This is a genomic window from Chloracidobacterium sp. (assembly GCA_016716305.1).
In the GTDB taxonomy this organism is placed as follows: Bacteria; Acidobacteriota; Blastocatellia; order Pyrinomonadales; family Pyrinomonadaceae; genus OLB17.
Genome location: JADJWP010000002.1, coordinates 2,382,129 through 2,408,972, shown reverse-complemented (window position 1 = coordinate 2,408,972; position 26,844 = coordinate 2,382,129). Strand labels below are relative to the sequence as shown.

28 protein-coding genes are annotated in these 26,844 nt (G+C 52.4%); 10 read left to right on the top strand and 18 right to left on the bottom strand.

Annotated elements, in window-relative coordinates:
* The first annotated feature begins 65 nt into the window (after window positions 1-65).
* The 4 genes from IPM28_12945 to IPM28_12930 all read left to right on the top strand — a co-directional run bounded on the left by IPM28_12945 (window position 66) and on the right by IPM28_12930 (window position 3,169).
* Window positions 66-1,244 (top strand): DUF1343 domain-containing protein, encoded by a 1,179-nt coding sequence (locus IPM28_12945; protein MBK9173888.1) that lies wholly within the window; start codon window positions 66-68, stop codon window positions 1,242-1,244.
* A gap of 6 nt (window positions 1,245-1,250) precedes the next feature.
* Window positions 1,251-2,303 (top strand): tetratricopeptide repeat protein, encoded by a 1,053-nt coding sequence (locus IPM28_12940; GenBank protein MBK9173887.1) that lies wholly within the window; start codon window positions 1,251-1,253, stop codon window positions 2,301-2,303.
* 219 nt (window positions 2,304-2,522) lie between these two features.
* Window positions 2,523-2,768 (top strand): AbrB/MazE/SpoVT family DNA-binding domain-containing protein, encoded by a 246-nt coding sequence (locus IPM28_12935; GenBank protein MBK9173886.1) that lies wholly within the window; start codon window positions 2,523-2,525, stop codon window positions 2,766-2,768.
* On the top strand, window positions 2,765-3,169 hold the full coding sequence (locus IPM28_12930) for a type II toxin-antitoxin system VapC family toxin (GenBank protein MBK9173885.1): 405 nt from the start codon (window positions 2,765-2,767) through the stop codon (window positions 3,167-3,169). The genes IPM28_12935 and IPM28_12930 overlap by 4 nt, the downstream gene beginning before the upstream one ends.
* Before the next feature lie 6 nt (window positions 3,170-3,175).
* On the opposite strand, the gene IPM28_12925 is transcribed toward IPM28_12930, so the two are convergent.
* From IPM28_12925 to IPM28_12875, 11 genes are all read right to left on the bottom strand, one after another.
* Entirely contained in the window at window positions 3,176-3,658 is a 483-nt protein-coding gene (locus tag IPM28_12925; GenBank protein ID MBK9173884.1) for a transposase, read from the bottom strand.
* A gap of 427 nt (window positions 3,659-4,085) precedes the next feature.
* On the bottom strand, window positions 4,086-4,679 hold the full coding sequence (locus IPM28_12920) for an ASCH domain-containing protein (GenBank protein ID MBK9173883.1): 594 nt from the start codon (window positions 4,677-4,679) through the stop codon (window positions 4,086-4,088).
* Window positions 4,680-4,696: 17 nt separating this feature from the next.
* Window positions 4,697-5,578 carry a hypothetical protein gene (locus IPM28_12915; GenBank protein ID MBK9173882.1) on the bottom strand — a complete coding sequence of 294 codons (882 nt, stop codon included), beginning with the start codon at window positions 5,576-5,578 and terminating at the stop codon, window positions 4,697-4,699.
* Window positions 5,579-5,609: 31 nt separating this feature from the next.
* On the bottom strand, window positions 5,610-5,882 hold the full coding sequence (locus IPM28_12910) for a MoaD/ThiS family protein (GenBank protein ID MBK9173881.1): 273 nt from the start codon (window positions 5,880-5,882) through the stop codon (window positions 5,610-5,612).
* A complete protein-coding gene (locus IPM28_12905; GenBank protein ID MBK9173880.1) occupies window positions 5,882-6,946 on the bottom strand; it encodes an exo-alpha-sialidase in 1,065 nt (354 codons plus the stop codon). The genes IPM28_12910 and IPM28_12905 overlap by 1 nt, the downstream gene beginning before the upstream one ends.
* Before the next feature lie 11 nt (window positions 6,947-6,957).
* Complete coding sequence (locus tag IPM28_12900) at window positions 6,958-8,478, bottom strand: DUF853 family protein (GenBank protein ID MBK9173879.1); 1,521 nt, start codon at window positions 8,476-8,478, stop codon at window positions 6,958-6,960.
* 27 nt (window positions 8,479-8,505) lie between these two features.
* On the bottom strand, window positions 8,506-9,108 hold the full coding sequence (locus IPM28_12895) for a YdeI/OmpD-associated family protein (GenBank protein MBK9173878.1): 603 nt from the start codon (window positions 9,106-9,108) through the stop codon (window positions 8,506-8,508).
* Between the two features lie 53 nt (window positions 9,109-9,161).
* Complete coding sequence (locus tag IPM28_12890) at window positions 9,162-9,641, bottom strand: DUF3052 family protein (GenBank protein ID MBK9173877.1); 480 nt, start codon at window positions 9,639-9,641, stop codon at window positions 9,162-9,164.
* Window positions 9,638-10,030 (bottom strand): YjbQ family protein, encoded by a 393-nt coding sequence (locus IPM28_12885; GenBank protein MBK9173876.1) that lies wholly within the window; start codon window positions 10,028-10,030, stop codon window positions 9,638-9,640. The genes IPM28_12890 and IPM28_12885 overlap by 4 nt, the downstream gene beginning before the upstream one ends.
* Window positions 10,031-10,045: 15 nt before the next feature.
* A complete protein-coding gene (locus tag IPM28_12880) occupies window positions 10,046-10,762 on the bottom strand; it encodes a hypothetical protein (GenBank protein MBK9173875.1) in 717 nt (238 codons plus the stop codon).
* 308 nt (window positions 10,763-11,070) lie between these two features.
* The gene (locus IPM28_12875) at window positions 11,071-12,228 is read right to left on the bottom strand and encodes a hypothetical protein (GenBank protein MBK9173874.1); all 1,158 of its coding nucleotides are present in this window, start codon (window positions 12,226-12,228) and stop codon (window positions 11,071-11,073) included.
* Between the two features lie 199 nt (window positions 12,229-12,427).
* On the opposite strand from IPM28_12875, the gene IPM28_12870 reads away from it, so the two are divergent.
* Window positions 12,428-13,210, top strand: coding sequence for a CPBP family intramembrane metalloprotease (locus tag IPM28_12870; protein ID MBK9173873.1), 783 nt, complete (start codon window positions 12,428-12,430; stop codon window positions 13,208-13,210).
* Between the two features lie 144 nt (window positions 13,211-13,354).
* Here IPM28_12870 and IPM28_12865 read toward each other — a convergent pair whose 3' ends face one another.
* From IPM28_12865 to IPM28_12850, 4 genes are all read right to left on the bottom strand, one after another.
* Window positions 13,355-13,711, bottom strand: coding sequence for a type II toxin-antitoxin system HicB family antitoxin (locus IPM28_12865; GenBank protein ID MBK9173872.1), 357 nt, complete (start codon window positions 13,709-13,711; stop codon window positions 13,355-13,357).
* Window positions 13,712-13,721: 10 nt separating this feature from the next.
* Window positions 13,722-13,964 carry a toxin HicA gene (locus IPM28_12860; protein ID MBK9173871.1) on the bottom strand — a complete coding sequence of 81 codons (243 nt, stop codon included), beginning with the start codon at window positions 13,962-13,964 and terminating at the stop codon, window positions 13,722-13,724.
* Window positions 13,965-14,034: 70 nt separating this feature from the next.
* Window positions 14,035-14,517 carry a hypothetical protein gene (locus IPM28_12855; GenBank protein ID MBK9173870.1) on the bottom strand — a complete coding sequence of 161 codons (483 nt, stop codon included), beginning with the start codon at window positions 14,515-14,517 and terminating at the stop codon, window positions 14,035-14,037.
* Between the two features lie 102 nt (window positions 14,518-14,619).
* The gene (locus IPM28_12850; GenBank protein MBK9173869.1) at window positions 14,620-14,802 is read right to left on the bottom strand and encodes a hypothetical protein; all 183 of its coding nucleotides are present in this window, start codon (window positions 14,800-14,802) and stop codon (window positions 14,620-14,622) included.
* 123 nt (window positions 14,803-14,925) lie between these two features.
* Between IPM28_12850 and IPM28_12845 the strand changes: the two genes are divergently transcribed.
* Window positions 14,926-17,046: a sodium-translocating pyrophosphatase gene (locus IPM28_12845; protein MBK9173868.1), complete on the top strand. Its 2,121-nt coding sequence runs from the start codon at window positions 14,926-14,928 to the stop codon at window positions 17,044-17,046.
* Window positions 17,047-17,356: 310 nt separating this feature from the next.
* Here IPM28_12845 and carA read toward each other — a convergent pair whose 3' ends face one another.
* Complete coding sequence (gene carA, locus IPM28_12840; protein ID MBK9173867.1) at window positions 17,357-18,457, bottom strand: glutamine-hydrolyzing carbamoyl-phosphate synthase small subunit; 1,101 nt, start codon at window positions 18,455-18,457, stop codon at window positions 17,357-17,359.
* A 126-nt stretch (window positions 18,458-18,583) separates the two neighbouring features.
* On the bottom strand, window positions 18,584-19,279 hold the full coding sequence (lepB, locus tag IPM28_12835; protein MBK9173866.1) for a signal peptidase I: 696 nt from the start codon (window positions 19,277-19,279) through the stop codon (window positions 18,584-18,586).
* Between the two features lie 182 nt (window positions 19,280-19,461).
* On the opposite strand from lepB, the gene IPM28_12830 reads away from it, so the two are divergent.
* On the top strand, window positions 19,462-20,586 hold the full coding sequence (locus IPM28_12830) for an aminotransferase class V-fold PLP-dependent enzyme (GenBank protein MBK9173865.1): 1,125 nt from the start codon (window positions 19,462-19,464) through the stop codon (window positions 20,584-20,586).
* Here IPM28_12830 and IPM28_12825 read toward each other — a convergent pair.
* Complete coding sequence (locus IPM28_12825) at window positions 20,583-21,332, bottom strand: hypothetical protein (GenBank protein ID MBK9173864.1); 750 nt, start codon at window positions 21,330-21,332, stop codon at window positions 20,583-20,585. The two genes, IPM28_12830 and IPM28_12825, sit on opposite strands and share 4 nt — an antisense overlap.
* 289 nt (window positions 21,333-21,621) lie before the next feature.
* On the opposite strand from IPM28_12825, the gene IPM28_12820 reads away from it, so the two are divergent.
* The 3 genes from IPM28_12820 (at window position 21,622) to IPM28_12810 (ending at window position 26,841) form a co-directional block, all read left to right on the top strand.
* Window positions 21,622-22,275 (top strand): RNA polymerase sigma factor, encoded by a 654-nt coding sequence (locus IPM28_12820; GenBank protein MBK9173863.1) that lies wholly within the window; start codon window positions 21,622-21,624, stop codon window positions 22,273-22,275.
* Window positions 22,276-22,415: 140 nt separating this feature from the next.
* Complete coding sequence (locus IPM28_12815; GenBank protein MBK9173862.1) at window positions 22,416-24,569, top strand: penicillin acylase family protein; 2,154 nt, start codon at window positions 22,416-22,418, stop codon at window positions 24,567-24,569.
* 697 nt (window positions 24,570-25,266) lie between these two features.
* Entirely contained in the window at window positions 25,267-26,841 is a 1,575-nt protein-coding gene (locus tag IPM28_12810) for a serine hydrolase (protein ID MBK9173861.1), read from the top strand.
* Window positions 26,842-26,844 lie beyond the last annotated feature (3 nt).

The following is a 26,844-nucleotide window of genomic DNA, read 5'->3' as shown; positions in this document are numbered from 1 at the left end:
CTTTGTGTCTTTGCGGGATACTTTTCCCAATCTTTTCTTCGAGATCGTTCCTCGAGTTTTCAAACATGAACAGTAAAAGAATTCGTCCCGGAATTGAGGCATTGCTGAGTGACCGCCTCGACCTTCTTCAAGGCCAGCGGATCGGGTTGGTCTGCAATCAGGCGACCGTTCTGCCCGATCTTCGCCACGCGGCCGATGTGTTCTTTGAGCATCCTGAGATCGACCTGACCACGCTCTTCGGCCCGCAGCACGGCATCCGCGGCGATGTGCAGGACAACATGATCGAGACCGACCACACGGTCGATAAACGTACGGGCCTGCCGATCTATTCGCTCTACAGCGAGACCCGCGAGCCGACCGACAAGATGCTTGCGGACGTGGACACGATCGTCTTCGACCTGCAAGACGTCGGCTGCCGCATCTACACGTTCGTCTACACGATGGCGAACTGCATGCGCGCGGCCAAGCGGCTCGGCAAACGCGTCGTCGTCTGTGACCGGCCGAACCCGTTGGGCGGCAACGCCATCGAGGGCAACATCACCGAACACGAGTTCAAGTCATTCGTCGGCCAGTTCGAGATACCGACCCGCCACGGCATGACGACCGGCGAGCTTGCCCGGCTGTTCAACGAACACTTTGGCATCGGCTGCGAGCTTGAGGTCGTCAAGATGGACGGCTGGCGGCGCGATATGTGGGGCGACGAGACCGGATTGCCTTGGGTGCTGCCCTCGCCGAATATCCCGACCGTCGATACTTGTGTCGTTTTTCCGGCGACGGTCCACATCGAAGGCACCGAAATGAGCGAGGGCCGCGGGACGACCAAGCCTTTTGAGATAAACGGCGCGCCGTTCATCGATGCGTACGATTGGGCCGCGGCTCTCGAAGCCTACAACTTTCCCGGCGTCGCTTTCCGCCAAACGAACTTCATCCCGACGTTTCAAAAATGCGCCAGCCGGCTTTGCGGAGGCGTCCAGATACACGTCACCGATCGCGAAGCGTTCACGCCCGTCATCGTCGGGATCGCGATGATCAAGACCGCCTACGACCTTTACACCGAGCACTTCGAATGGAAAAAAGACCCCTACGAATACGTCTTTGACCAAAATCCTTTCGACGTCGTCTCCGGCACCGACACGATCCGCAAAGCGATCGAATCAGGAGCTTCGCTTAAAGAGATAGAAGATTCTTGGTCTGATGGCTTGAACGAATTTGCGGAAGCAAGAAAGCCGTATCTGCTGTATTAGAACAATATGAAGATCTTTTTTTCGGTTATGTTCCTTTGTTTGGCTTTTGTCATTGGCGCGGTTGCTCAATCTGTTCCGAAAACGCCGCTGGAATGGATGAACCTTGCGGTCCGCCAGGCTGAAAAACGTGAATTCGACCAGGCGATCAAGTCCGCAAGCGAATGTTTGCGGCTCGAACAGAATCAAGGCTGCTATCTGGTTCGGGCAGAAGCGTACAAGGCGAAAGGGGATCTGCGTCAGGCTTTGGCGGATATCGATACAGCTAACCGGATAAAGCCGGGAAATTGGGCGATACTTTGGACCCGTGGCGAGATACTCCGGGCAAATGGAAGCCTTGACGCTGCGATTGCCGATCTGAGCCGTTCGATCGAACTCAATTCCGGAAATCTGAAGATCCGTGAGGTTCGCGGTGACGTTTATTTCGATATTTATGAACGGGCTCAGCAGCTGGATACAGCGAAACTCGATCTGGCAATTGCCGATTACACGCACATACTAAAGATCGCGCCGAAACAACATTCCGTTCTGGCAAAACGCGGCAGGGCTAACCTTTTGTTGGCCGGATACGATGAGGAGTTTTTTGAAAAAGCGTTGTCGGATCTCGACGAAGCGATAAAGCTTGAACCAAAGGCTGCCGAATATCGGAACTGGCGGGGGCAGGCCCACTTTGGTATGAAAAATGACTCACTAGCCATTGATGATGCGACCGCAGCCATCGCGTTGAACCCGAGATATTCAGATGCTTACACTCAGAGGGCAAAATATAATTGTTCGCTAAAGAAGATCTCAGTGTGTTTTGCAGATCATACACGAGCGGTCGAACTCGCTCCGGCGTCTGCAAAGCCCTATTTCGGACGCGGTCAAAGCTATTCTGACGTGCGGGATCATGAATCGGCGGTCAAGGATTTTACGAAGGCGATCGAACTCGAACCTAAGAATCCGCTCTATTACGCAAGCCGAGCCTCCGCTTACTGTTCGCTGGGCAAGAAAGACCTTGCTAAGGCCGACGAGCAAACGTATCAAAAACTTGGCGGCATGTATTTGTGGCCGTGCCGCTAAAGCCGTCTATTGCTGCGCCGGCTGGCTCTGCGGCACCGACAAGATCCGAAAGGCGATCGAATCGGGAGCTTTGCTAAAAGAGATCGAAACATCGTGGGCCGCCGGCCTCAATGCCTTCGGCGAAGCCCGGCGAGCGTCTTTGTTGTATTCACCTTATCTCGATGCTAGTATTACTTTACGAGGTAATACTTCGGCAGGTATTACCAAAGGAGTAATACCATGAGAGTTACGACAAAAGGACAGGTCACAATACCGATCGACGTCCGCGAGAAACTCGGGATCCGTCCGGGCAGTGAAGTCGACTTCATCGTACGCGGTGATTCGGCGACGCTTAAGAAGCGTAAATCCAACAAGAACGGTCACATGAGCCGCGGTGCTCGTGCGGTCGCACTCCTTGCGGGCTCTGCGACGGATAAGGGGCTGACCACGGACGAGATCTTAGCGTTGACGCGAGGTACCGACTGAAAGAGACCCTGGTGGATAGCAGTGTTTTGATCGACGTGTTAACGGGCGACGCTCGTTGGCTCGAATGGTCTTCGTCCGCACTGGAATCCGTAATGAACGATTCGGCAGTTGTGATCAACCCGATCATTTATGCCGAGGTCGCGTCGGGTTTTAAGCGGATCGAGGAATTGGATGCAAGGCTTCCCACGGACCTTTACAGGCGTGAGCCGCTTCCGTTCGCGGCTGCATTTCTTGCCGGCCGTGCATTCGTAAAATACCGCCGAAAGGGCGGCTCGCGGACCACGCCGATGCCAGACTTTTACATCGGCGCACATGCCGAGGTCTCGGGCTTCCGAGTTCTCACCCGCGATCCTCGCAGATTCAAACGATACTTTCCTTCGGTCGAACTGATCGCTCCGTAGCTCAGATCAATCCCACATTTCATTCTCGTCGTATTCAATGCCGTGTTCCGTCAGGATCGAACGATATTCATCTTGAAATGAAGTCTTGGCGTGAAACTCCCGTTGACGCAAGATATAAGTTTCTATTTCTTTTGCGTCGGAGCGGCTGATAGTGAAGGCAGCAAAGCCTTCCTGCCATTCCAAATTCTTGTACTTCTCACCAAGTGATCGCATGAACACGGCACTGCGTTCCTTCACCTCACGAACCAAGACGTCAAGCGTCACAGTACGCGAAAGGCCGAGTAAAATATGCACGTGATCGCTTCCACCTCCCGTAGCCAAAGCCGGTGAATGATATGGTTCCCAGAGAACCCCTTCGATACACGTATAGAGCAACGGTGCAATTCTCTCATCGATGAGATTTGCCTGGTTTTTCGTAGAAAATACTACGTGGATAAGTATCGTCAAGCGGTCCTTTAGACTCTTCGTTTGGTCATTCGACTTCTTCATTTTGTTGACGTACTTGAATTACCTAGGCGTTCAGGACAAGCACCGATTCGATCTCGAACGAGAATTCACCCCAATAGCCGGAAGGTCCACACCTATATAGAATCATGACCGCTCGTTTACAGTTCGGACAGGGGAAATCGAGAAATGAAAGATCATTGAGGTCGTTTTCAGCGATGAAACTCGCAAACTGCTTCGATTGATCATCGCTCAGATTAGTGAAGTTCGAATCGCAGTGTTTCTCTAGATCACTTGTTTTGAAAGCGATCTCGGTATGGCACTGGTCACACTTGAACACTAATGGAAGTTGTCGTTCTGAAACCGGCGGCTCCTCGGGACGAAAGCGTGTTGGGTTCGGGTCATAATACCCAGTTGTAAGACACACACTCTTATTTAGCTGAACGACTTTCATCGGGACTTAGACCCGCTATTATTCGTGTTTCCGCGTTAGCGTTTCGAGCACCTTATGACCGCGGGGCGACAATTTGTATCCCGGCCGCAACGATTCGGTCAGGCCGAGGGCCTTTAGCTTGCGGACCCAGGGTTTGAAGGTCGGGATATCGAGGCCGACGGATTCGGCGAGGATCTGTGCGTGGGTGTTGGGCTGGTCGCGGATCATCTGCAGGTACAATTGCGTCCATGGCCCGCGTTTGCTGCCGGCGTCGAGCTTTCGGAGTTTTGCGACGATGTCGTCGAGTTCGGTTTTCGATAGCTTGTCTTTTGCCCGAAGTGACTTTCTCGGGTCTTCGCCGACCCAATGCACACCAATGCGATAGATGTCCGTGCCCTCCTCGGCCGGCGGCATCGAGGCGAGAAGTTCTTTCTTCGAACCAAACCCGGCAGCCGCCGCATCTGCCGGCGTGATCTTGTTTTCCTTTACGATATCGACCGCGTCTATGCCGAGCACGCCAAGCTGCGTCATCTGCGTTCCGCCGGCCTTGACGCCGCATTTCTTCCATCGGCGAAAGATCAGCTTGATCTCACCCGCCTTGATGCGGTCCAAAATTGCATTCTTTATGAGCATTAGCTTGTGTTTACCGTTTAAGGCCGCGGTTTCAATAGCGGCTCCAGCCGCTTCTGCATTCCGCTAAACTTAAAATAGTCGCGATTGGTTAGGATCGAATTGCGCAGGATCTCCTCGGCCTTGCGCTTATCTCGAAAGTCAGATTCCGCCTCAAAATGCGCATACAGTGTCATGTATAACCGCTCAAAATGCCTTTGATTATACGACTCAACCTTTTCGTACCCGATCCATTCGAAATCGGGATAGTCGAACTCATCAAACATGTAATACGGTTTGCCATTGAAGCTCGGCATCCGATCGGTGAACGTCAAGATCTTCTTTTCGTTTCCAGAGATCATTAGCGCCATAAATCGACCGCCGGCCAGCGCTTCCACAATGTTGAAATAGAAAATCGCCCGTTCGGTCTTGTCTCTAAATCCGAGTTCGTCGATCTTGATATCAAGTTTGCTCAGATCTGCTTCATTGAAATATGACGCAATGCCGCTTCTGATTCGGTAATAGTAATTGTCTAGTAACCAACGGCTATCGATCTCCTTCGCTATGGTTTCTTGAGCCACCTCTAGGTTTGGGCGCGGCTTCCTGGTTTCAGAAACGCGGTTATAGTGGATCTCTCTAATGACGTACCAGAAGTACAGCTCATCATCACCCGGCCTTTGCAGAAACTTAGAATCAAGCATCGTTCCGTCTCGTTTGCCAAGAGCGACGATCGTATCGACCAATTTATTCAAGCGAGGGGTCCGCAGTTGATCAAGTGAAGCGGCATATTCGGAGGGATTACCGCCTTTAGAATGCAGGTCAGCGATCGAGACGAGATTACCGATGCTTTTTGAATCGAGGTCTATTTGTCCTTCACAGACATTAGCGGCAAACAGGACGAGTAGAATAAGAAAGGATTTCATATTCGTTCGATAAAACAAATTGGTAATGGGACTATCCGCCGCTTACAGCGTTAAAGATGTGCAGTTCGTCCGCATCGATCGCCGTCTCAAGGCCCTTGGCTTGCTTCACGCTTTTGTCGCCGAGAAAGACATTTACGTGCGTGCGGATCTCGCCCTGCTCGTTCAATACCCGCTCGCGGAGAGCAGGGTGCTGCGACCAAAGTTCAATCAGCGCGTCGCCGACAGTCGCCGGTCCATCGCCCAGCCTGACCTCCGTTTCACCGCCGGTAAATGCTTTCAAATGGCCGCTTAGATAAACCTTCATTAGAGCGTGTATGCCTTTACGCAGCAGATCTCGGGCAGCGAGCCTTCGATCATCTTCCACGAATTGCCGTCGTCGTGCGAGGCAAAGAGCTTGCCGTTCTTTGTGCCGAAAAAGATGTTGTTGCCGGTCGAGGTGACCGCATCGCGCAATATCACCTCATAGGCATTTTTCTGAGGCAATCCTTTTGTCAGCGGCTGCCAGCTTTTGCCCTCGTCGCGGGTGCGGTAAACGCGCAGCTTGCCCTCGCAGGTAAATCGCTCGGCGTCCTTTTGGAGCGGAACGATGAACGCCGACCCGGCCTCGCTCACCGTCAGGCCAAATCCGAAGTTCGACGGCAGCCCGGTCTCGATCTCTTCCCACGTAATGGCACCGTCGCGGCTGCGGTAAACGCCGTGATGATTTTGAAGAAAGAACAGCTTTTTCTTTGATGGATGGCGGGCGATCTTATGGACGCACTGCCCGAACTCGGGATATTTGTTCGGCATGAAATAGGCCGAGACGCCGGTGTTCGTCACCCGCCATGTTTCGCCGCCATCGGCAGATTGATAAACCCCGCCGGTCGAGATCGCGATCTTGATGTCCTTAGGGTTCTTCGGGTCGGTGACGATCGTGTGCAGGCAGAGGCCGCCGAAGCCCGGCTGCCATTGCTTGCGGTGCGGATGTTTCCAGAGGCCGGAGTTCAGTTTCCATGTCGCTCCGCGGTCATGAGATTCAAACAGCGCCGCGGGTGCCACGCCGACGTATAGCGAATCGTTATCGCCACCGGCGGCTATCTGCCAGATATTCTCAAGCGACTTTTTCGTATTGGCGGGCATCTTGATGCGGCGTTTCTCGGGCTGATCCCAGGTCTTGCCCATGTCCATGCTCTTGCAAAGTTCGGCGCCGAAATGCCAGCTCGCGGGTGCGGCCCACATCTCGTTCCTGCCCTTCCGCTGATCGAGGAACGCCGAATAGACCGCAAGGCCCGGAAAGTGCGGCCCGTCGATCGACCATTTGCCATTACCGCCGCGAAGTATGAACAAGCCCTTCGCCGTACCGACCATCAATAACGTTTCATCTGACATCGTTTTCAACCTCAAAACCAGCTCGATTTCTTCTTCGAGGTAGTTCCTCCAAAAATGCCGCCGAGTATTCCCCGAACGATCGTATTCCCGATCTGCCGTCCGATCGACGAACTCGCCGATCGTGCTACGCTCTTTGTCACCGATTCAATCAGCGTGTCAGGACCGCGTGCCGCTGAACGCTCGGCCCTCGCCTGTTTCTCTGCTTCCTTTTGAGCTTCCAGCTGGGCCTTCGCCTCCGCTTCGGCTGCCATCCGCTCGTCGGCACGTTTTGTCAGTATTTCGAACGCCGATTCACGGTCGATCTCTTTTTCGTAAATGCCGGCAACCAGCGATGTTGCGATCAGCTGTGCACGCTGTTCCGGTGTCACCGGCCCGATCTGGCTGACAGGCGGCACGACGAACGCCCTATCGACCATCGTCGGCACGCCTTTCTCATCAAGACACGAGATCAGCACCTCGCCGACGCCGAGTTCGGTAATGGTCTTTACGGTATCGACGTTCGGATTCTCGCGAAAGCTCTTTGCGGCAACCTTCACCGCCTCCTGCTCTTTCGGCGTATAGGCACGCAGCGCATGCTGCACGCGATTGCCGAGTTGAGCAAGCACCGAATCCGGTATATCCGCCGGGCTTTGAGTCACAAAATAGACGCCGACGCCTTTTGAACGGATAAGCCGGACGACCTGTTCGATCTTGTCCACAAGCGCTTTTGGCGCATCGTCGAAGAGCAGATGGGCCTCATCGAAGAAAAAGACGATCTTGGGTTTATCAAGGTCGCCCGCTTCGGGCAGCATTTCAAATAATTCCGACAAGAGCCAGAGCAGGAAGGTCGAATAGACCTTTGGCGAATTGATAAGATCATCGGCGGCAAGCAGGTTGAGAACGCCTTTTCCGCCCAGCGTCTGCATGAAATCCTCAAGCCTGACCGCAGGCTCGCCGAAAAAGACCTCGCCCTGCTGCTGTTCGAGCTGCAGTAAGCCCCGCTGTATCGCACCGACCGAGGCCTTCGAGACATTGCCGTACTTGGTCGTAAATTCATCGGCATTTTCTGCGACATAGATCAACAGCTGCTGCAGATCGTTCAGATCGAGAAGGAGCAAGCCTTGCTCATCGGCGACCTTAAACGCAAGCGTCAGAACACCCTCCTGCGTTTCGTTAAGCTGCAGGATCCGCGATAACATCAGCGGCCCCATTTCGGAAATGGTCGCCCTCAGCGGATGTCCCTGTTTTCCGAAGACGTCCCAAAGGGTGACGGGGCTTCCTTCGAACGCGACGTTCTCCATCCCGAGCGATTTCAGCCGCTCGAGGATCTTTGGGTGCATTCCGCCGGGTTGGCTGATGCCGGTCAGATCGCCTTTGATGTCGGCCATGAAGACAGGCACGCCCCGCTGGCTAAAGCCCTCGGCAAGCTTTTGCAGCGTGACGGTCTTGCCCGTCCCGGTAGCACCGGTAATGACCCCATGGCGGTTTGCCATTTGCGGCAGCAGAAAAAACTCTGATGCGTCTCGTTTTGCGACTAGGATCGGATCTGCCATTTTAGTTTTTTGTATCTCCCTGATCTGTTAACACTTCTCGTACTTCCAGTTTCTGCTTTTTCCTTCGGTCAGCCACTCGATCGTAGTTCCGAGGCGTTTTTCACGCGTCGCATCGGTCTTTGCGTCGTTGATCCATTCGATGTACTCCTTTCGGTGGCTGTAGCTGAAATTCTCGAATACCGCCCTCGCCTTGATGTTCTTCTTAAGTGCCTTTTCAAGCACATCGGGAACGACGAGTTCCTTCTTTTCGGAAGGCTTCTTTTGCGGGGCCTTGATGCCTTTTTCGTTGAGTTCGATCGCTTGATGGATAAGGTCGATTATCACCTTGTCCTTCGGCAGGTCCTTGAGCGATGTGATCTTGCCAAAGCTGCTCAGAGTATTTCGGTCAGAGTCGATACTCGGGTGTTTCAGCATCTGCTGTTTCCAAAAGCCGAACGCGCAATGCTGCTTGAACGCCGCCATGTTGCAGACCGGGCCTTTGAGATCGAAATGGGGCATGCTCCATTTCATCGTTTCTTCGATGTCCGGGCACGCCTTGTGAACAAGTTTGCGGATGTGCGTAAGGATCGGCTTTGCGAAATCAGCCGACTTTTCTATGTATGCGTCGATTCGCGGGTCAACGTTGGGCATCGCGTATTCGCTCCTCCTCGTGTCGGTGGATCAGGTATCTGAGAACTGAGCGATTATATACGATTTTCTTTTCGTATGACCAACTTTAGGCCTGACCATTTTTCATCGACGGCGCAGACCTTTACATCCACCAGCCCGAGCGGCAGAGCGGCCTCGCGTATCGTGTCTTCGGTGATCTCGGTCGGCAGCTTTGCGGCCCTTTTGTACCATGAGACCCAGATCGCTCCGTTCTGTTTTATCCGGTGTTTCGCGTCGGCCAGTCCGCGAAACAAACCATCGCGCGTGTTGGTAAATAAATGAAGAATATCGGCAGGGTCAGAACCGGGAGCAGGCGGGGTCGCCGCCGGAGCATCTCGGAACGGGGTGTAGGCAGCGACCATGTCATCTGCCGTCCCGCTAAACACCCTTACACCCACCGGCAGCGGCCCGACCAACTCGGCATAATTCTCCGGCGCGTCAACAACCGCCACCGTCATCCCTTCTTTGATGCCGAGCTTTTTCGCCAGCGGCGTTCCCGAATATCCGGCGGTCATATTATCGTCACCAGAACGGTTCTTTCCCTCGGCCCGTCGAATTCGCACAGGTATATTCCCTGCCACCGGCCGAGGCAGAGCTTCCCGTTCTCGAACGGCACCGTTACGCTCGAGCCGACCAGCGACGCCTTGATATGCGAGTCGGAATTGTGTTCGAAGTGCGTGAAGTGCCCGTCGTATTGCGGTATCAGCCGCCGCAAAAACCCGAGCATATCGCTCTTTACATCAGGATCGGCATTCTCGTTTATCGTCAGCCCGCATGTTGTATGCTGCGTGAAAAGAACGCACACACCGTCCGTCGCACCCGCATCCCGAAGCAACGTCGAGACCTCCGTCGTGATCTCGATCATCGATTCGCGTAAGTTTGATCTGATCGAAATCGTTTTCACTGATCTGAGCACTCCTCAATAATCGAGCTTCATGATAAGTCGGTGTTCTATGGCATCATTTACTAGTTGCCAAAACATCCCAAAGGCACAGCGAGCAAGAGTTTCCAGTGGTGCAAGATGTTCGGCCCCCTCGCGCCGCCAAATCGTAAGTGTTTCCTCTGTCGCATCCCACGTTGTCTTGTTCAAGTGGTAGAGTTCGTCGCGAAGCGAATACGCGGAACCGAAGTGCATTTCTTTACCCGAGAGGTCCGCTGCTTTGAAATTGAACATGAATTGCGCCGGAAGCCAAGCTTCAACGTCCCTTAGGAGGGAGGGGAAGCTCGTTCTGAAGTCGGGCTCAACGCTTTTTTGAAACGCGGGATCAGAGTACCAATCTTCGGTCGATGCCACCGGTCGTTTCAGTTCAGGATGCTCTGAGTACGCCGCCCAAAGCAGGAGCGATCCATAACCATCCCACGCCGGTTTATCAGTGAAATAGGGTGCGTCGTCCGATTCGTCCCAATCAAGCGGCTCTTTCAGATCGTTGCCGAGGCCTGTTTCGATTTCGCGTCGCCAATCGAGAACCGCTGAGCGCACATCTTCCGGGTCGGTAATTGCGTCATCGTCATCATCATCATCTGGCCGTATGATCTGAACGTCCCAGCCTTCCTCTCGTCCGCGTTGCTGTACGATGTTCTCCCAATTTCCGGTGAAGTACCGAGTGTACGATCCAACATAAATGTCTAAACCCATATATCGAAGCAGTATCGGGCAAATGAAGATCTTCTGCAATAGCGCGGTAGAAATGCAGGTCCCGCCGTTTGGCGCAGCGTATCGAGGTTCGGCATCTACTTGGCGGATCGGATAGGTGCAAAGGAGACTTTGGTCTTGTGACCGAATGAGCAAAGTATTCTTAGCAGTTGGCCGCTTGAACACCTGACGTGCTGCCGTTCAAAATCGCTGTGAACTTCGCGCCGGAGTTTGACCCAAGTTTGGCAGCTTGTGCATTGCCATAAGTAGAAATCTGGAGCATTGTGCACAACACGAGACCAACTGCCGGATCAATTCAAGTTCACATAATTGCGATGGACGACGAGGCCGGATTTGTCGCGGGCTTCGTACACGGCCTCGTTCTTTGAGGCCCTGGTGACGACCTTTGACTTAGCGACGGTCTGTCGTTCTTTCCTGGTTCCTTTGTCGGCTTCGGCGATAAATGTGCTGATATCGCTGGCGGTCGGTTCGGTTTCTGCTTTTGGCTTGTCGGCGAGCGAGATCGCTTCGGTAACGGCGGCTTTCAGCATCTTTGGCCATAGTTTCGCAAATAGGTGATTCGAGACGTAAATATCGGCGCTGTTTATTTTTCCATTTATCGCGAATGCATAGCCGATGACGTCGCTCTTGCCTTTTGCAAGGCCGTCAAACTTCTTAACAAACACTTCCGTCGCCTTTTTTAGCTTCTTGTTCTCGAGCGCAAGCTGGAGACTTGACGAAGAGGCATTTACGGTAATATCCGCCGTTACATTGACCGAAAGATTCTTTTGCGAGTTCGCAACCTCATTCCAAACAGCAGTCTGATCACCTCGTCCTGCGACGGTAACAACCTCCGAAGCCGTTGATGTACCTCTAACAGCGCCGGACACCGGTGCAGGACCCGGTGCACCAGCCGATCCTGATCCTGTTGCCGAGCCTTGGCCATCGCCGGAACCTGTGCCGCTTCCTGATCCGGGATCGCCTACCTTTCCCTGTGTAGCGATCTTCAATTCCCTTGAAACAATGCGCTCTTCGGACGAGGAAAATTCCTTCTTACTTTCGTTGCCGCGGCCCTCCCATCTTTCGGCTTCGACGCAAAAAGCTTCGATAGAGACTCTGCCCGAATTTCGCGGAACGATTATGCTGATCGCGAGCACACGATCCTGCTTGCCACCTTTGACGATATCGCCGGATTGGATAAAAACGTCGTATATCGGCGAGATATTCTCAACGATCAGCTCGTTAACGTCATCAGTTTCATAGACCTTGAATACTTTCATCTCCATCGCTTCTTGCAGCGTGATCAGATTCTTGTTGCTGCTCGTGTCAGCTCCGTGGATGAGAAATATCGTGAGATTCTCATACGTGTAAGGAGCCGATACGCGATACGCCGTCTGGGCGAAAGCTGATACAACTGCGATGCATAGACACACTACCACCGTAAGGCTGAAACTTCCCGTGCCTTTCATAGGATCACCTCGTTTCGTTTTTATATCTTTCTAGCTAACGATCATTCAGATTCTTGGCTTCTTTGTTTTGAGATGCCGGCAAAGGGAAATGGATGCTTTGCCGAACCGCATTTTTGTCGATCAAAAAAACCCAAAATGAATTCTGATGGCAATAACTGAACGTACGACGGGGGATGTATACTGAATTCAGGCAAAGCTAATGTCTCCAAGACTTCGTCTTTTTCTTTTACTTTGGATTGCAGGCTTTACGGGCGTTCTGTCGTTTTTGCTTGTCGATATTTCGGCATTGATAAAGATGCTTCCGGAAGCTGAAGGTATGTCGCAGCCTGACATCCCGATGAGCGTGATCAGGCTGCTGGCCGTTATCCAACCGGGTGTATTGGTGACGCTGGCAGTGTTGGCCGGGATGTGGCTTGCGCCAAAGGCAGGTTTGCATGCGCCTGCCACAGAAGCTCTTGCAGAGCGAAGGCCATTTTTTCCCGCACTGCGGCCGCAGATCATTCCCGGCATTTTTGGGGGAATCTTGGCAGGTATGGCGATAACCACGTGCTGGCTGTTGGCAACTCCGTTCCTGTCCGACGAATTTATCGCTCGTGCTGACGCATTCAACAAAATGATGCCGCCGATCACGCGTTTTCTATACGGCGGCGTCACGGAAGAGATATTGCTTCGATGGGGCATGATGACGCTGATTGTCTGTGCTCTTTGGAAGGCCTTCGACCGAGGTAAGGGTTCGCCGAGCTCCGTCTGGTTCGTTGTCTCTATCGTGGCTTCGGCGATCTTGTTCGGAGCCGGGCATTTGCCGATCGCCTCTGCATTGAGCGGCGGCCTGACCGCAGCATTGACTATCTATGTCATCACTGCAAACTCGATATTCGGCATTGCTGCAGGCTTTCTATATTGGAAACGCGGCCTCGAATCCGCCGTCATCGCTCATATGTTTGCCCACGTAGTGCTGCTCGCTGCGATCGCACTTTCGTAGCAATTGCGCTTCTTAAAATGATGGTTTTCGCTTCGGACCAAAGAACCAAGTCGCTATCGCTCACGGTTCTGACCTTTTTTTCGCGGGCCGGTGGCGACCGAGACGGTCTCGGAGAGTATCAGATACATTTGGCCGACAGAGAGCCTACGAACGGGCAAGTTTTGTGTTGATCAAAGTGTTGAGCGAAACGCCCTGGACAGAGGATTCGAGCGCGAGGCGGCGATGGAGCTCTTTTGACATTCGCACATTTAGCTTTCCGCTGTAGCTGCGGCGGCCAAGCGGTTCGGGGATCGGTTCATTCTCGGCGATCAGGTCTTCGATCACAAATCCGACGACGCTGCGGATCTCGCGCAATGCCTTTTCCTGCGTGCCGCCGTGCGCCGCAAGAGACGGAAACTCGGCCACCCACCCAATAAAGGCATCGTCTTCCTCAGACCACGCAACTGTATAGCTATATTCTTCCGCTTTATTGTTAGATCTTAATGCTTTTGCCCTTGTCATACTTACTACCTCAACTCTCTCTGTCCAGTTTATTTAACGCCGCGATGACCTGTTCAACCTGATAAGGTTTCGCCTTGCCCTTGTCGGATTGAATATTCAATCTCGGATCGCCCGGCCAGGGCATCTTGAAAATATGATGGCTGCCCTTCATTCTTGGCTTTCCGAAAAACTCTTCGCATATTCGCATTAGTTTGGAGAACCTCGTACTGGCCTTTTGAACCTCAAGCTCCGCGATAATTTCGGAAATTGTCATATTTATGTCTATGCAATCCGCCTAAAAAGAATGGTACTGTATACGGTACTATAATGTCACGCCTTAAATCTTACTTTTGATACTTTTTCTTTCGCGGGCCGGTGGCGACCGAGACGGTCTCGGAGAGTTTCAGGTACATTCGAGAGACGGCATCGACGGTCGGCTCGATGAAGCGCTGGGTCTTGCTGATCCGGATGCCGAAATGTTTACAGAAAGGGTTTGCATAGATCCGCCTGCCGGTCGAGAGGCCGTCGTCGCGAACGAGAAACGCGGCATTCGCCGTGATCGCGTCGGTCGGTTCGAGGATTATCGTGTCCTTTGGCCGGTTGTAATAAAGATAGACGGCGAGCGGGCGGCCCATCATCTTGTGTGCCTTTTGGTTCAGGAAGATCGCGCCCTTCGGGCTGATCGTCACGTGGACCCGCTCGGTGTAGGCAAGCGTCGGCCCGCCCATGAATTTCTCGCATTGTCTGTCAAGCTGCATCATCTTTCGCGTGCCATTCTCGCACGGATGTTTCATTGATAACACGGTCGTTGGGTTTGCGTCAAGCATTTTCTTGCTCCCTGCAAGAAGCGCCCCCACCGCCTCGATTGGCGGCCCGGCGGCTTTGGCCGATCCGTCCGGTTTGTAAATGTTCGCGTTTTTCCGGCCCGTTTATCCTGCCTTTATCTTTCGATTCCCGCCCAACTCCGCATCGAGCCCGTCACGCTCCGGCTGCCGCTGAGCATTACGCCCGCGCCTGCCGGATATCGCGGCCGGGTGCCGAATGGCGCCGTGTTGACCGCCGAAATTTCGCTCGCGACGTTTGTTAAAAGGCGGCGTTTGTTCGATAATCATTAGTTTTGATATTCAACGGAGTTTATTCGAATCCATAAGACATTTTGATCAAGGCGGTTCGACCCGAAGGAAGTAAGGCTCTTTCGCCGATATCTCTCTGCAGGCCGTCCGCAACAAAACAATATGAACGATTACGTGATCTATTTAGTGCCCGCTTTCGGGGTCATCGGATTGCTGGTGATGGCGTATAAATCCGCCTGGGTCGGCAAGCAGGACGCCGGCGACCAGAATATGCAGGACCTTGCCAAGCATATTGCAGACGGCGCGATGGCGTTTCTGAAAGCCGAATGGCGCGTCCTCAGCATCTTTGTCGTCATCACCGCCGCATTGCTGGCCTATTCGGGAACCATCCATGAGGTCAATGGGCGGCAGATACACTCCCATTGGCTGATCGCCGTCGCCTTTATCATCGGAGCCGTTTTTTCGGCGACGGCCGGCTACATCGGCATGCGCGTCGCCACCAAGGCCAACGTTCGGACGACACAGGCCGCACGCACAAGCCTGAGGCAGGCATTGAAGGTCTCATTCACCGGCGGAACCGTGATGGGCCTCGGGGTTGCAAGCCTTGCGGTCTTCGGCCTCGGCGGATTGTTCATCGTTTTTCTTGCGACATTCTCGGATCTCGGTGCGAACCAGGTGAGGACCGCGATCGAGGTTTTGACCGGCTTCTCGCTCGGTGCCGAATCGATCGCACTATTCTCACGCGTCGGCGGCGGTATTTACACCAAGGCAGCTGACGTCGGGGCCGACCTCGTCGGCAAGGTCGAAGCCGGAATTCCGGAAGACGACGTCCGTAACCCGGCAACGATCGCCGATAACGTCGGCGATAACGTCGGCGATGTGGCGGGCATGGGCGCCGACCTTTTCGGATCGTATGTCGCAACGATCCTCGCAACGATGGTCCTGGGTCAGGAGATACTCGTCCGCGACGCGTTCGGCGGCATGTCGCCTATCCTGCTGCCGATGGTCATCTGCGGCCTCGGGCTGATCTTCTCGATAGTCGGGACATTTTTCGTTCGCATCAGTGATGACAAGGGGAATGTTCAGAACGCACTCAACCTCGGCAATTGGTCATCGATCGTGCTGACGGTGATCGCCGCCTATTTTGCGGTAATGTGGCTGCTGCCGGAAGGCCAGATCACGCTTAGGTCGAATTCGTTCGACAAAATGGATGTGTTCTACGCGATCGTCGTCGGGACGGTGGTCGGTGCGATCATGAGCTACGTCACCGAATATTACACCGCGATGGGCAAAAAGCCAGTGATGTCGATCGTGCGGCAATCGTCGACAGGTCATGCCACGAACATCATAGCCGGACTATCGGTAGGGATGAAGTCGACCGTTATCCCGATCCTGACCCTCGCCGGCGGTATCATTACCTCATACTATTTCGCAGGGCTGTATGGCGTTGCCATCGCGGCCGCGGGTATGATGTCCACGACCGCAATGCAGCTCGCCATCGACGCCTTTGGCCCGATAGCCGACAATGCCGGCGGCATTGCGGAAATGAGCCAACTCCCCGCCGAGGTCCGTGAACGCACCGACATCCTGGACGCTGTTGGCAACACAACTGCAGCAACCGGGAAGGGATTCGCGATAGCGTCAGCGGCCCTAACAGCACTTGCTCTATTCGCTGCCTTTGTTGGGATCGCAGGCATCGACCGCATCGATATTTACAAAGCAAATGTGCTTGCCGGTCTCTTCGTTGGCGGAATGATACCGTTCATCTTTTCGGCGTTGTGTATCCAGGCCGTTGGCAAAGCAGCAATGGACATGGTTCAGGAAGTCCGTCGTCAGTTTCGCGACATTCCGGGAATTATGGAATATAAGGCACAGCCGGAATATGAGAAATGTGTGGAAATCTCGACCAAGGCTTCGATCCGCGAAATGTTGATGCCGGGAGCCATTGCGCTCGTAACGCCTGTGATTGTAGGGTTCACGTTTGGCCCTGAAGTTCTTGGCGGGTTGCTCGCGGGCGTGACTGTTTCAGGAGTACTTATGGGTATGTTCCAAAACAATGCTGGCGGTGCATGGGATAATGCTAAGAAGTCCTTCGAGAAGGGAGTCGAAATTAACGGCGAGATGTTCTACAAGAAGAGTGAGCCGCACAAAGCCTCAGTCACCGGTGACACCGTCGGCGACCCATTCAAGGACACTTCCGGCCCCTCGATGAACATTCTGATCAAGTTGATGTCGATCGTTTCGTTGATCATCGCTCCGTATATTTACGGCATCGGGCAGTAGGCTGACTACGGCCTTTCGTAAGATATAGATGAAAGATGGCTTGGTAGTGGGGTTTTCTTCCGGTAATACTACCGAGCCATTTCTCGATTATAAAGGTCTAGACGGATCGAGGAAATAAGAGAAGAATGCCCATCGATTTTCTCCACCATTTTGGGGTTGCTCATCCCAACGAACTTACCATTCGGGTGGAGGCAGTCCTCTAACGGTTGATCTATCGCCTCCCGGTCACTCTCGTCAACGATCTCGAACCTTAGTTCAACCAGAGAGCACGTTTTGGGCGTATCCAGAGGGTGAACACGTTCGATCTTCATTAATCTTCCTTTTTCTCCAACATCTCCAGAAACTGCGCGAAAAGATATTCCGAATCATGCGGGCCCGGGGCTGATTCCGGGTGAAATTGGACCGAGAAGACCGGTAAGGTCTTGTGCCGCAGGCCGGCAACGGTATTGTCGTTCAGATTGATATGGGTGACCTCGACATCTGAAGGGAGGGAGTCGGGATCAACCGCAAACCCGTGGTTGTGCGAAGTTATCTCGACCTTTCCGGTCTTCAGATATTTGATCGGTTGATTGCCGCCGCGATGGCCGAATTTCATCTTGAACGTCTTGGCTCCGAATGCTTCGCCGATCAGTTGGTGACCCAGGCAAATTCCGAAAATTGGTACATTTGATCTGATCAACTTCTTGATCTCGGAAACTATTGTCGTCATAGCAGATGGATCGCCCGGTCCGTTTGATAGGAAGATCCCATCGGGCTTAAGTGAGAGCAAACTTTCTGCCGTGGTAGTTGCCGGCACGACTGTGACGCGACACCCGAATTTGGAGAACTCACGCAGGCTGTTTGTTTTCACACCAAAATCAAACGCCACAATATGGAATCGGGCTTCATCCAGCGACGGGTATTCGAACGTATCCTCGATTGTCACAACACAAGCAAGTTCACGCTTCTTCATGTCCGGCGACTCGAGAACTTTCTTGAGGAGGCTTTCGGGTTCAAGATCAACCGAAGAAATGCCGGCTCGCATCGCTCCCTTGTTGCGAATGTGGCGTACCAGAGCACGTGTGTCGACGTGTTCGATCCCAACGATGTGGTTTTCTGAGAGATAGTCCGGTAGTGACCGTGTCGAACGCCAATTCGATCGGATCCTGCTCGATTCGCGAACAACAAACCCCTCCGCCCATGGCCTGCGTGATTCTACATCGTCTTGGTTTACCCCGTAGTTTCCTATCAGTGGATAGGTCATACAAATGATCTGACCAGCGTAACTCGGATCAGTCAAGATCTCCTGATAACCGGTCATGGACGTGTTAAAAACCATTTCACCAAAGGTCTCGCCGATGGCACCGAAAGACCGGCCATGAAATGTTCGACCGTCCTCAAGAACTAGAATCGCGTCTGCAGCAAAAGTCATCGGATATCGATATTATCTCAACGCAATTGACTATGCGAGAGGACGAAAAACAAAAACCGAGAGATTGGCGAGTCAGAGGTGTGTGACCAAAACGTCTGATTTGCTAATTCAATTGAAAGCGAAACTCTAACGACGCGCTGCATTTGGAAGGTCGTTAGAGTCTGGTTTCAATTCCTGATATTCCCCGTGTTCCAAAAAACCCATTTTGCCGGGCTTCCAATAGCGAAAAAAGGCCTTTCCATAAATGTATTTTTCAGGCACTAAGCCCCAATATCGCGAATCAGAAGAGTTGTCACGGTTGTCGCCCATTACAAAATAATGATGAGCTTCGACTTTTCGGGCCGGCCAACTTGGCATCGATTGGTTATGTTCGATATCGAGATAGTCTTCCTTAAGTTCAACGTCATTGATGAAGACGCGTCCACTTCGAACCTCAACTGTCTCGCCGGGCAAGCCAATAATTCGCTTCACATAGCTCTTGTCAGGTTCTTTAGGGTACCAAAAGACAACAATGTCACCGCGTTCCAGGTGCCCCCATCTGACACTTTGGATCTTGTAATACACGAGTTTGTTGACCAGCAAACGCTCACCGTCGTTTAATTGAGGCAGCATCGATGTTCCTTCGACGACGACCGGTTGGACTGCAAAAACCCCAAACAAGACAAAAACGACGAGGATAAGGAAAACGTCACGAACCAAGCGGAGGCTTTCATTCCAGAGTCCGTTTCGCGACTCACGGCGCATTTCCACCACGACAATATCGCCATCATCTTCAGGAGAGATTCTTCCGAACGCGATTTGGCCTTTCCTTTTGAATTCCATTGTTGGCAATTGATCCAAGTCAAATTTGGCGCCATTAGTCTGGGCCGCAATGCTCCAAACTAGAAAGTAGCTTTCGCTACAAGGTTTGTCAAAGAATTTCTGGAATCGATTCGCAACCTTGCGACGATCGCGAGTCGTGCTAAGATTGCAGTGCACTCGACATCTGATTAGGTAATCGTGAAATGAACCCGTCGATTCGCTCTCTATTTCCCGCAGCAACCGAACAAACGTATTTGAATAGCGCAGCGGTGTCGCCAATGCCGATTACTGCGATCGATGCCGTCGTTTCACAGTTGCGTGACGTTGCATCACACGGCTCCGAACATTATTCGGAATGGATTGCAACAAAAACACGTGTACGAAACATTGTTGCGGAAATGCTGGGAGTGAGACCTGAGCAGATCGCGTTTATGCGAAATACTTCCGACGGATTTGCTTCCGTCGCGAACGGGATCTCCTGGAATCCTGATGCAAATATCGTTAGTTTTGAGCGTGAGTTCCCAGCAAACTTCTATCCGTGGCGAATGATCCGTGACCGGCTGGGTGTCGAACTACGGCTGTGTCCCGAACGCGATGGGCGTATCGATCTGCAAGAACTGATCGAGATGATTGATTCAAAGACGCAGTTGGTCGCATTAAGTGCAGTCCAATATGGATCAGGTTTTAAGGCAGACCTTGAGCGAGTTGGGCGGGCTGCCCGCGGCGTCGATGCCTTATTCGCGGTTGACGTTATTCAAGGATTTGGGGCAATGGGGTTTGATCTTCCTGCGCAATTTGTAGATATCGCGTCGGGAGCCAGCCACAAATGGCTTTGTTCGCCCGAGGGCTGCGGCATACTTTTTATTTCTGATCGTGCCCGTGAACGCATCGAACCAACCTCAATCGGTTGGATAAGTGTTGAGACACCTTGGGACTTTGACAATACGGAACAGCCAGTCAAGCCAAACGCTCTTGCGTGGGAGAGCGGAACTGGACCTTCGTCGCTTTTTTATGGGCTGGAACAAAGCTTGAAATTATTGAATGAAACAGGACTTTGCAAGATCGAAAACTACTTATACGGACTTTCAGATTACTTGTGTGAGCTTCTTTCATCGAAGAACTACGAGATCATCAGTTCCCGAATCGCAAATGAGAGGTCCGCAATCGTGTGCCTAAAACACTGCGGTGGTATAGACTCGGCAGACATTTTTGAAAGACTTCGGTCTGAAAATGTTATTGTGAGCGCCCGTGGCGACCGGTTAAGAATCGCCCCGCATTTTTACAATATTCGCGAAGATATCGATGCTCTAATTTCGGCCTTACCTTAGTCAGAGGGCCATGGTTCGGACAGGTCGTCCAGATTTAGTCGAGTCAATCCGCCAGCGTCTGAGTAACGTCGTCTTATTTTTCGCTTGTTCTCACGAACCCTGAAGAACATCAAGCCAGCAAGCACGCCTATTGATACAGCCGAGATGCCACCAATGAACATCCATAAAATGGTTGACACAACCACATCGCGTGCCGTCAAAGCAAAATACCGCTCGAATTTTTGAACAAGAAACGGATCCTCACCAAGCCATTGGACCGTTTTCCCATAACTGACTTCGGATATAAGCTTTTGCGCAGCTTCCGGTTCAGTCGATTCGAAGATGAAAACACTATAATTTCCGATCCTGCGATACATCAACGGCGGGGTTTCGGGCTCTTCGGCGAGGTGCGACCGAAATGCCTCGTCAGCTAGCGTTGCGGCCTGCGGCGTCGAATACTCGATGATCAATAATTTTCCTTCATCATATTGAGCCGCGACCGCTTCAGTACCAGGAATAAAATCCATCCGCTGAAAGATCGGTTGTTCACCAAAGAACGATACAAGGCCTTCGACTGACGTCGTAAAGACCGCTTTCTCGCGCACCTGTTCCCACCTTGGCAAGTGCTTCAAGAGAATAGGAACGCCATCAAATTCGTCGATCTCCTGAATCTTCGTATTTGGTGTAGTTCCAGCGTGTGCAAATAATTGCGACCCAAGCGCCAACAAAAGGATCAGAGAAGACGTGAACTGTCGAATGAATGACATGTATCGATCCATCAAAAACCACGAAATAATCTTGGCAATGAATGGAATAAGAATCTTAACATTTGGGCCGTTTCGACGACAATGCGCTCGAAGATATTGTGCACACCAAATCGTGCATGAAATGCTCTAAAGACTACACGCATCGAGATGAATCTTGAGTGAGATGTTCGCCGAATAGAAAGATATGCCTAGAAAAACACAAAGAAAATTCAATGATCTGGCAGGATTTTTCGAAAAACAATCGTTTGGCACGCTTTTTGACTCCATCTATGGCGGGGGTTACGAGCAGATGACAACAGAAACATTAAACTTTCCGGTTTGGCAGAGTGAAACGGTTCCGAGCGGCTCCGGTTCTGAGATTGCTAACACCGTTGCCAGTACTGACTTTCAGCTGACGCAAAAGGCGGCAATGGGCGATATGGTCGCTTTTGAAGAGATTTATCAGCGCCATCACCGCCGCGTCTATTCGATCTGTTTACGGATGCTCCAGAACGCTTATGAGGCGGAAGATATAACTCAGGACGTCTTTATCCAGCTGTATCGCAAGATCGGCAGTTTTCGAGGTGACTCGGCATTCACCACCTGGCTGCATCGCATGACAGTGAACCAAGTACTCATGCATTTCCGGAAACGGAATGTTAAGTACGAAAAGGTTACCGACGAAGGAGAAACACCCGATCAGGTTGTGAATGGAACGGCCGATCCTGAGAGAATGAGGGTCGTTGACAAGATCGCCCTTGAAAACGCGATCGAACAGCTCCCGACCGGCTACAAGAACGTGTTTGTCTTGCATGACGTCGAAGGTTTTGAGCACGAGGAAGTGGCCAGAATCCTTGGATGTTCGGTGGGGACGTCGAAGTCCCAACTTCACAAGGCCCGTTTGAAACTGCGGAAGCTCTTGAAGAAAAAGGCCAACCCACGTTTAGTTGGCGTGAATGCCTAAGTATCGACTTGATTCAAGTCAAACGGCCTCTCGGAAACGGGAGGCTTTTTGCTTAAAATCTGTCGATTTACTGCCTGTCGTTTTCGATGATATAGTTCTTTCAATCCCGTTCACCCTTCGCTGGCACAATCGAAATAAAGATGAAGCTCATATTTTTGCTTATTATTCCAATATTTGTTTCGAACGTAGAAGCTAAAGCTCAAATAACCGTCGGATCACAACCTTGGCAGCGGATGGAGGTCATCCGCACCGAAAAAGGTGTACCGCACATCCGTGCGAAAGATCTATTCGCCGCGGGATTCGCGCTCGCGTGGCTTCAGTTGGAGGATCACGGAAATCTGACGGGACTGCGAGTGCTTGAAGCAAGCGGAAGACAAGCTTCGGTCGTCGGTTACGAGCGGATCGATTCCGACTTCAACATACTCAGGCAGCGATCAAAAGCCTTGCCAAAATATCCGTTCCTTTCGAAGAACGTACGTGACGTTTACGAGGGATTTGCAGCAGGCGTCAATCGTTTTATCGACCTCCATCGCAGCGAATTTCCGATCGGCATGCCAAGCGATTTTGTCGGCTTCGACGTACTTGCTACCGAACTTATCCAGCCTTCGCCCCAGAAAATTCGCAACTTTCTAAATCGGCGGTCCGGTCGTTCAGACGAAGATCCGGCAGCGATGGACGATGAGGGTGAAACCCCGGACGACGGTTCGAACGCTTGGGCCCTCGCCCCAAGCCGCACCAGATCGGGCAACACGATCCTTCTTCGCAACCCTCATCTGCGTTGGACCGCCGGATATTACGAGGCTCATTTGACCGTGCCGGGCGTTATCGATTTCTACGGTGATTTCCGTATCGGCGGTCCATTTGCCGTCATCGGCGGTTTCAACCGCAACCTCGGATTCTCTACCACCAACAATGCGCAGGATCTCGACGAGATCTATGAGCTGGATGCTGATCCGAAAAGGCCCGATCATTACCTGTTCGACGGCAGATCAGTTCCGATCAAGCGTGAACTGATCACCATACCGTTTCGCAGCGGTGGCAGCACCCTTACCGAGACCCGTGAGTTTTGGACAACGGCTCTCGGTCCGGTGATCAAGCGGGCCGATGGCAAGATCTACGTTTTCAAATACGCTGGCGACGGTGAGATCCGTGCCGGTGAGCAGTTTCTAAGAATGATGCGCGCACGGACATTCAACGAGTGGAAAGCGGCGATGAAAATGCGTGCGCGAGTCACCTCAAATTTTACCTTCGCCGACCGTGCGGGAAACATCTACTATCTATCGAACGCCGCTCTTCCTCTTCTGCCGCATCCTCCGGTAGATGAACTAACGGCCGTGGCTGCCCGAGGCATTAAGGATGTATGGATCAATTATGTTCCCTTCGACGCTTTGCCGCAGGTGCTGAACCCGCCGTGCGGTTACGTTCATAACGAGAACAGTTCGCACCACTACACCAATGTTCGAATGCCGATAGTTACTCGGAACGCATATCCTAATTTTGAAGAGCCTCGTCTGTCACTCCGAAGTCAACTCGCCATTCAGTTGATCGGCGGTGACGAGAAATTCAGCCTTGAGGATATTGTCCGACTCAAGCACAGTTACCGGACACTTCTCGCCGACCGCGTCAAAGACGACCTGATCGCAGCGGTCAGGGCAACAGCTCCGTCCGGTGACGTTGCCGCATCTCTTTCCCTTATTGAACGTTGGGACAACACAACCTCGCCTGCGAGCCGGGGTTCTGTTGTCTTCCAGGAATGGTGGCGGCATTACTCAGGCATTCATGGCGAAATTCGTCAGGCACTGCCGGACGACAAGCGTTACGCAAACGTCTGGACGGCTGATGATCCGCTTACAACCCCTCGCGGGTTGGCCGATCCGAAACGAGCGGCCGAATCCTTCGCCTGGGCGGTCGATGAGGTCAAGAAACGCTATGGCAGTTTCGACGTTGAATGGGGCGATGTCCACCGAGTCCGTAGAGGCAAGGTCGACATGCCCGTAGGGGGTTGCGGCAATGACCTGGGTTGCTTCAGGATCATGACGTTCGAACGCGATAAAGACGGCAAGTTTGCGGCAGTAGGCGGCGACTGTTGGGTTCTCGCGGTCGAATTCGACGTCGTGCCGAAGGCATATTCCGTTCTTGCATATGGACAGGGCCGTTTACCTTCGTCGCCTTATCACGACGACCAGGCCGAAATGTTCGCAAAGGGCGAACTGAAACGCGTCGCCTTTACAAAAGCAGATGTGGACGCTCAGGCGATCGTCAGATACCGGCCAGGAGAGAAATCGGTAAGGTAGACCAACCATCCCGCCTGGCACTCGATTGAAACAATGTCGGTCGATCTGGGCCTCGATTCAAACAACGCCAAGGAGTTTACGCTTTTTGGCCGAAGCTGCCGTCTCACATTAGAATACCCATTGAGGTGGCTCAACATGAAGCCTTGCAATAAGATACCAACTATATTCGTCTCATTTAGTGAAACCATTTCTACAAGGCGCATTATCAGACGAGTAACACTTTGCATCTTTTGTCTCTTCGGCAACGGCGGCTGATCGCACGATTCACACCTAATATCAAAGACCGCGGCCAGTCACTTCGGCCCGTCTGTGAAATATTATATCACGGACGCAACCTACAGTTCAAATTTTGTTTTCTCTGAAGCAAATCATTCGTCGTTAATAAATTCGATCACATAAGGCAACTACGGGTGTTTTCCCAGGGAGCGAGTTATGAAAGAACCGCCTTCGGACAACGGCTGTTCCCTGCTTCGTGCAACCGGCATTCAGAGCCCCTTTCTTTGCCATGATCCGAGGGCTAAGAGCGTGGTCAAATTAGGCCCATCGCAATCTGAAAGCGGGCTTGTCTACCACAACGGTCGAATTAGCGTTTCCCGACCAACTTCGACTAAAGTAGGTGTCATCTGTAGCGAACTGAAATTCGATATTTATGTGTCGGTCGTTGCTAACGACCTTGGGTATCTCTGGGAGTGTTCATATGCGGTATGTTGTTTCGATTCTCATGTTGCTTGTTGTTGGCATTGCGGCCTCAGCTCAGGGAAGGCGGGCTGAACCACCGTTGTTCGATACGGCTTATAAGCCGGCAGAATTTACCGATCCGGCAAGGCTGGAAAAAATAAAGCGATTGTTTCCTGCGATCGAAAAGATCTACAAGGAGTACGCCGCAAGGAACCACTTTCCCGGCATCGCCTTTGGCATAGTCGTTGACGGAAAGCTCGAATTTGCCGGCAGTGACGGCTTTACGAACTTAGAGAAAAAGACGCCAGTAACGTCGGCATCGTTGTTTCGGATCGCGTCGATGAGCAAGAGTTTTACAGCGATGGCAATTCTGAAGCTTCGAGACGACGGCAAGCTTGGGCTCGACGATCCGGCTTATCTTTACGTGCCGGAGATGAAAAAGCTGAAATATCCGACAGCCGACTCGACACATATCACAATACGGCAGCTTCTAACACACGGAGCGGGATTTCCTGAAGATAATCCGTGGGGCGACCGACAGTTGTCGGATTCGAATAAAGAACTCTCGCAACTGATAGAGAGCCAGATCGCCTTTTCAAACCCGCCCGGCACCGCGTACGAATATGCAAATCTGGGCTTTGCCCTTTTGGGACGGATAATTACTCAGGTCTCGGGCAAGCCGTATCAACAATACGTCCGCGACAATATTTGGCGGCCGTTGAGAATGAATACGTCAGAATGGGAGTTCGCGAACATACCACCCGACAAACTCGCACATGGCTATCGCTGGCTTGACGACAAATGGATCGAAGAGCAATTGCTTCATGACAAGGCCGACGGTTCATGGGGTGCAATGGGAAGCATGATCTCGTCGATCGATGAGTTCAGCAGGTATATGGCCCTTCATTTGTCTGCGTCGCCGCCTTCGAACGCCGCGGACAATGGCCCGGTGAAACGCGACTCATTGCGCGAGATGCAACACCCCTGGCGATTCAGCGGGATGAATCCACGATTCACATATCCGGGCGGACGTGTTTGCGCCTCGGTGACCGCGTACGGCTACGGGCTCAGCTGGCAGAGAGATTGCGAGGGCCGGGTTTATATCGGACATGGCGGCGGCTTGCCGGGGTTCGGGAGTCACTGGCGAGTGATGCCGGAATATGGGATCGGGATCGTTGCGTTCGGAAACGTGACATATGCGGGCCTTGGGAATATCAACCTCGAGATCCTTGACATGATCATCAGGGATGCCGGACTGAAACCACGACAACTGCCTGTTTCGGCGATCCTGGAAAAGCGAAAAGCGGAACTGTTAAAGCTCCTTCCGAGTTGGGAAAAAGCGGAATCGAGCGGCATCTTTGCCGAGAATTTCTTTCCGGACAACCCGATCGGCAAACTGAAGAAAGAACATGCGGAACTCTGGGCAAAAGCGGGGAAGATCTTATCGGTAAAGGGAATGGCCGCTCAAAACCAACTGCGGGGAACGTTCGTGATTGAGGGCGAAAATATCGACATCCTGGTCTATTTCACACTCAGCCCGGAAAACCCCCCGCTGATACAACAGCTGATCGTTCAGGAGATCGCAAAGAAGTGACCG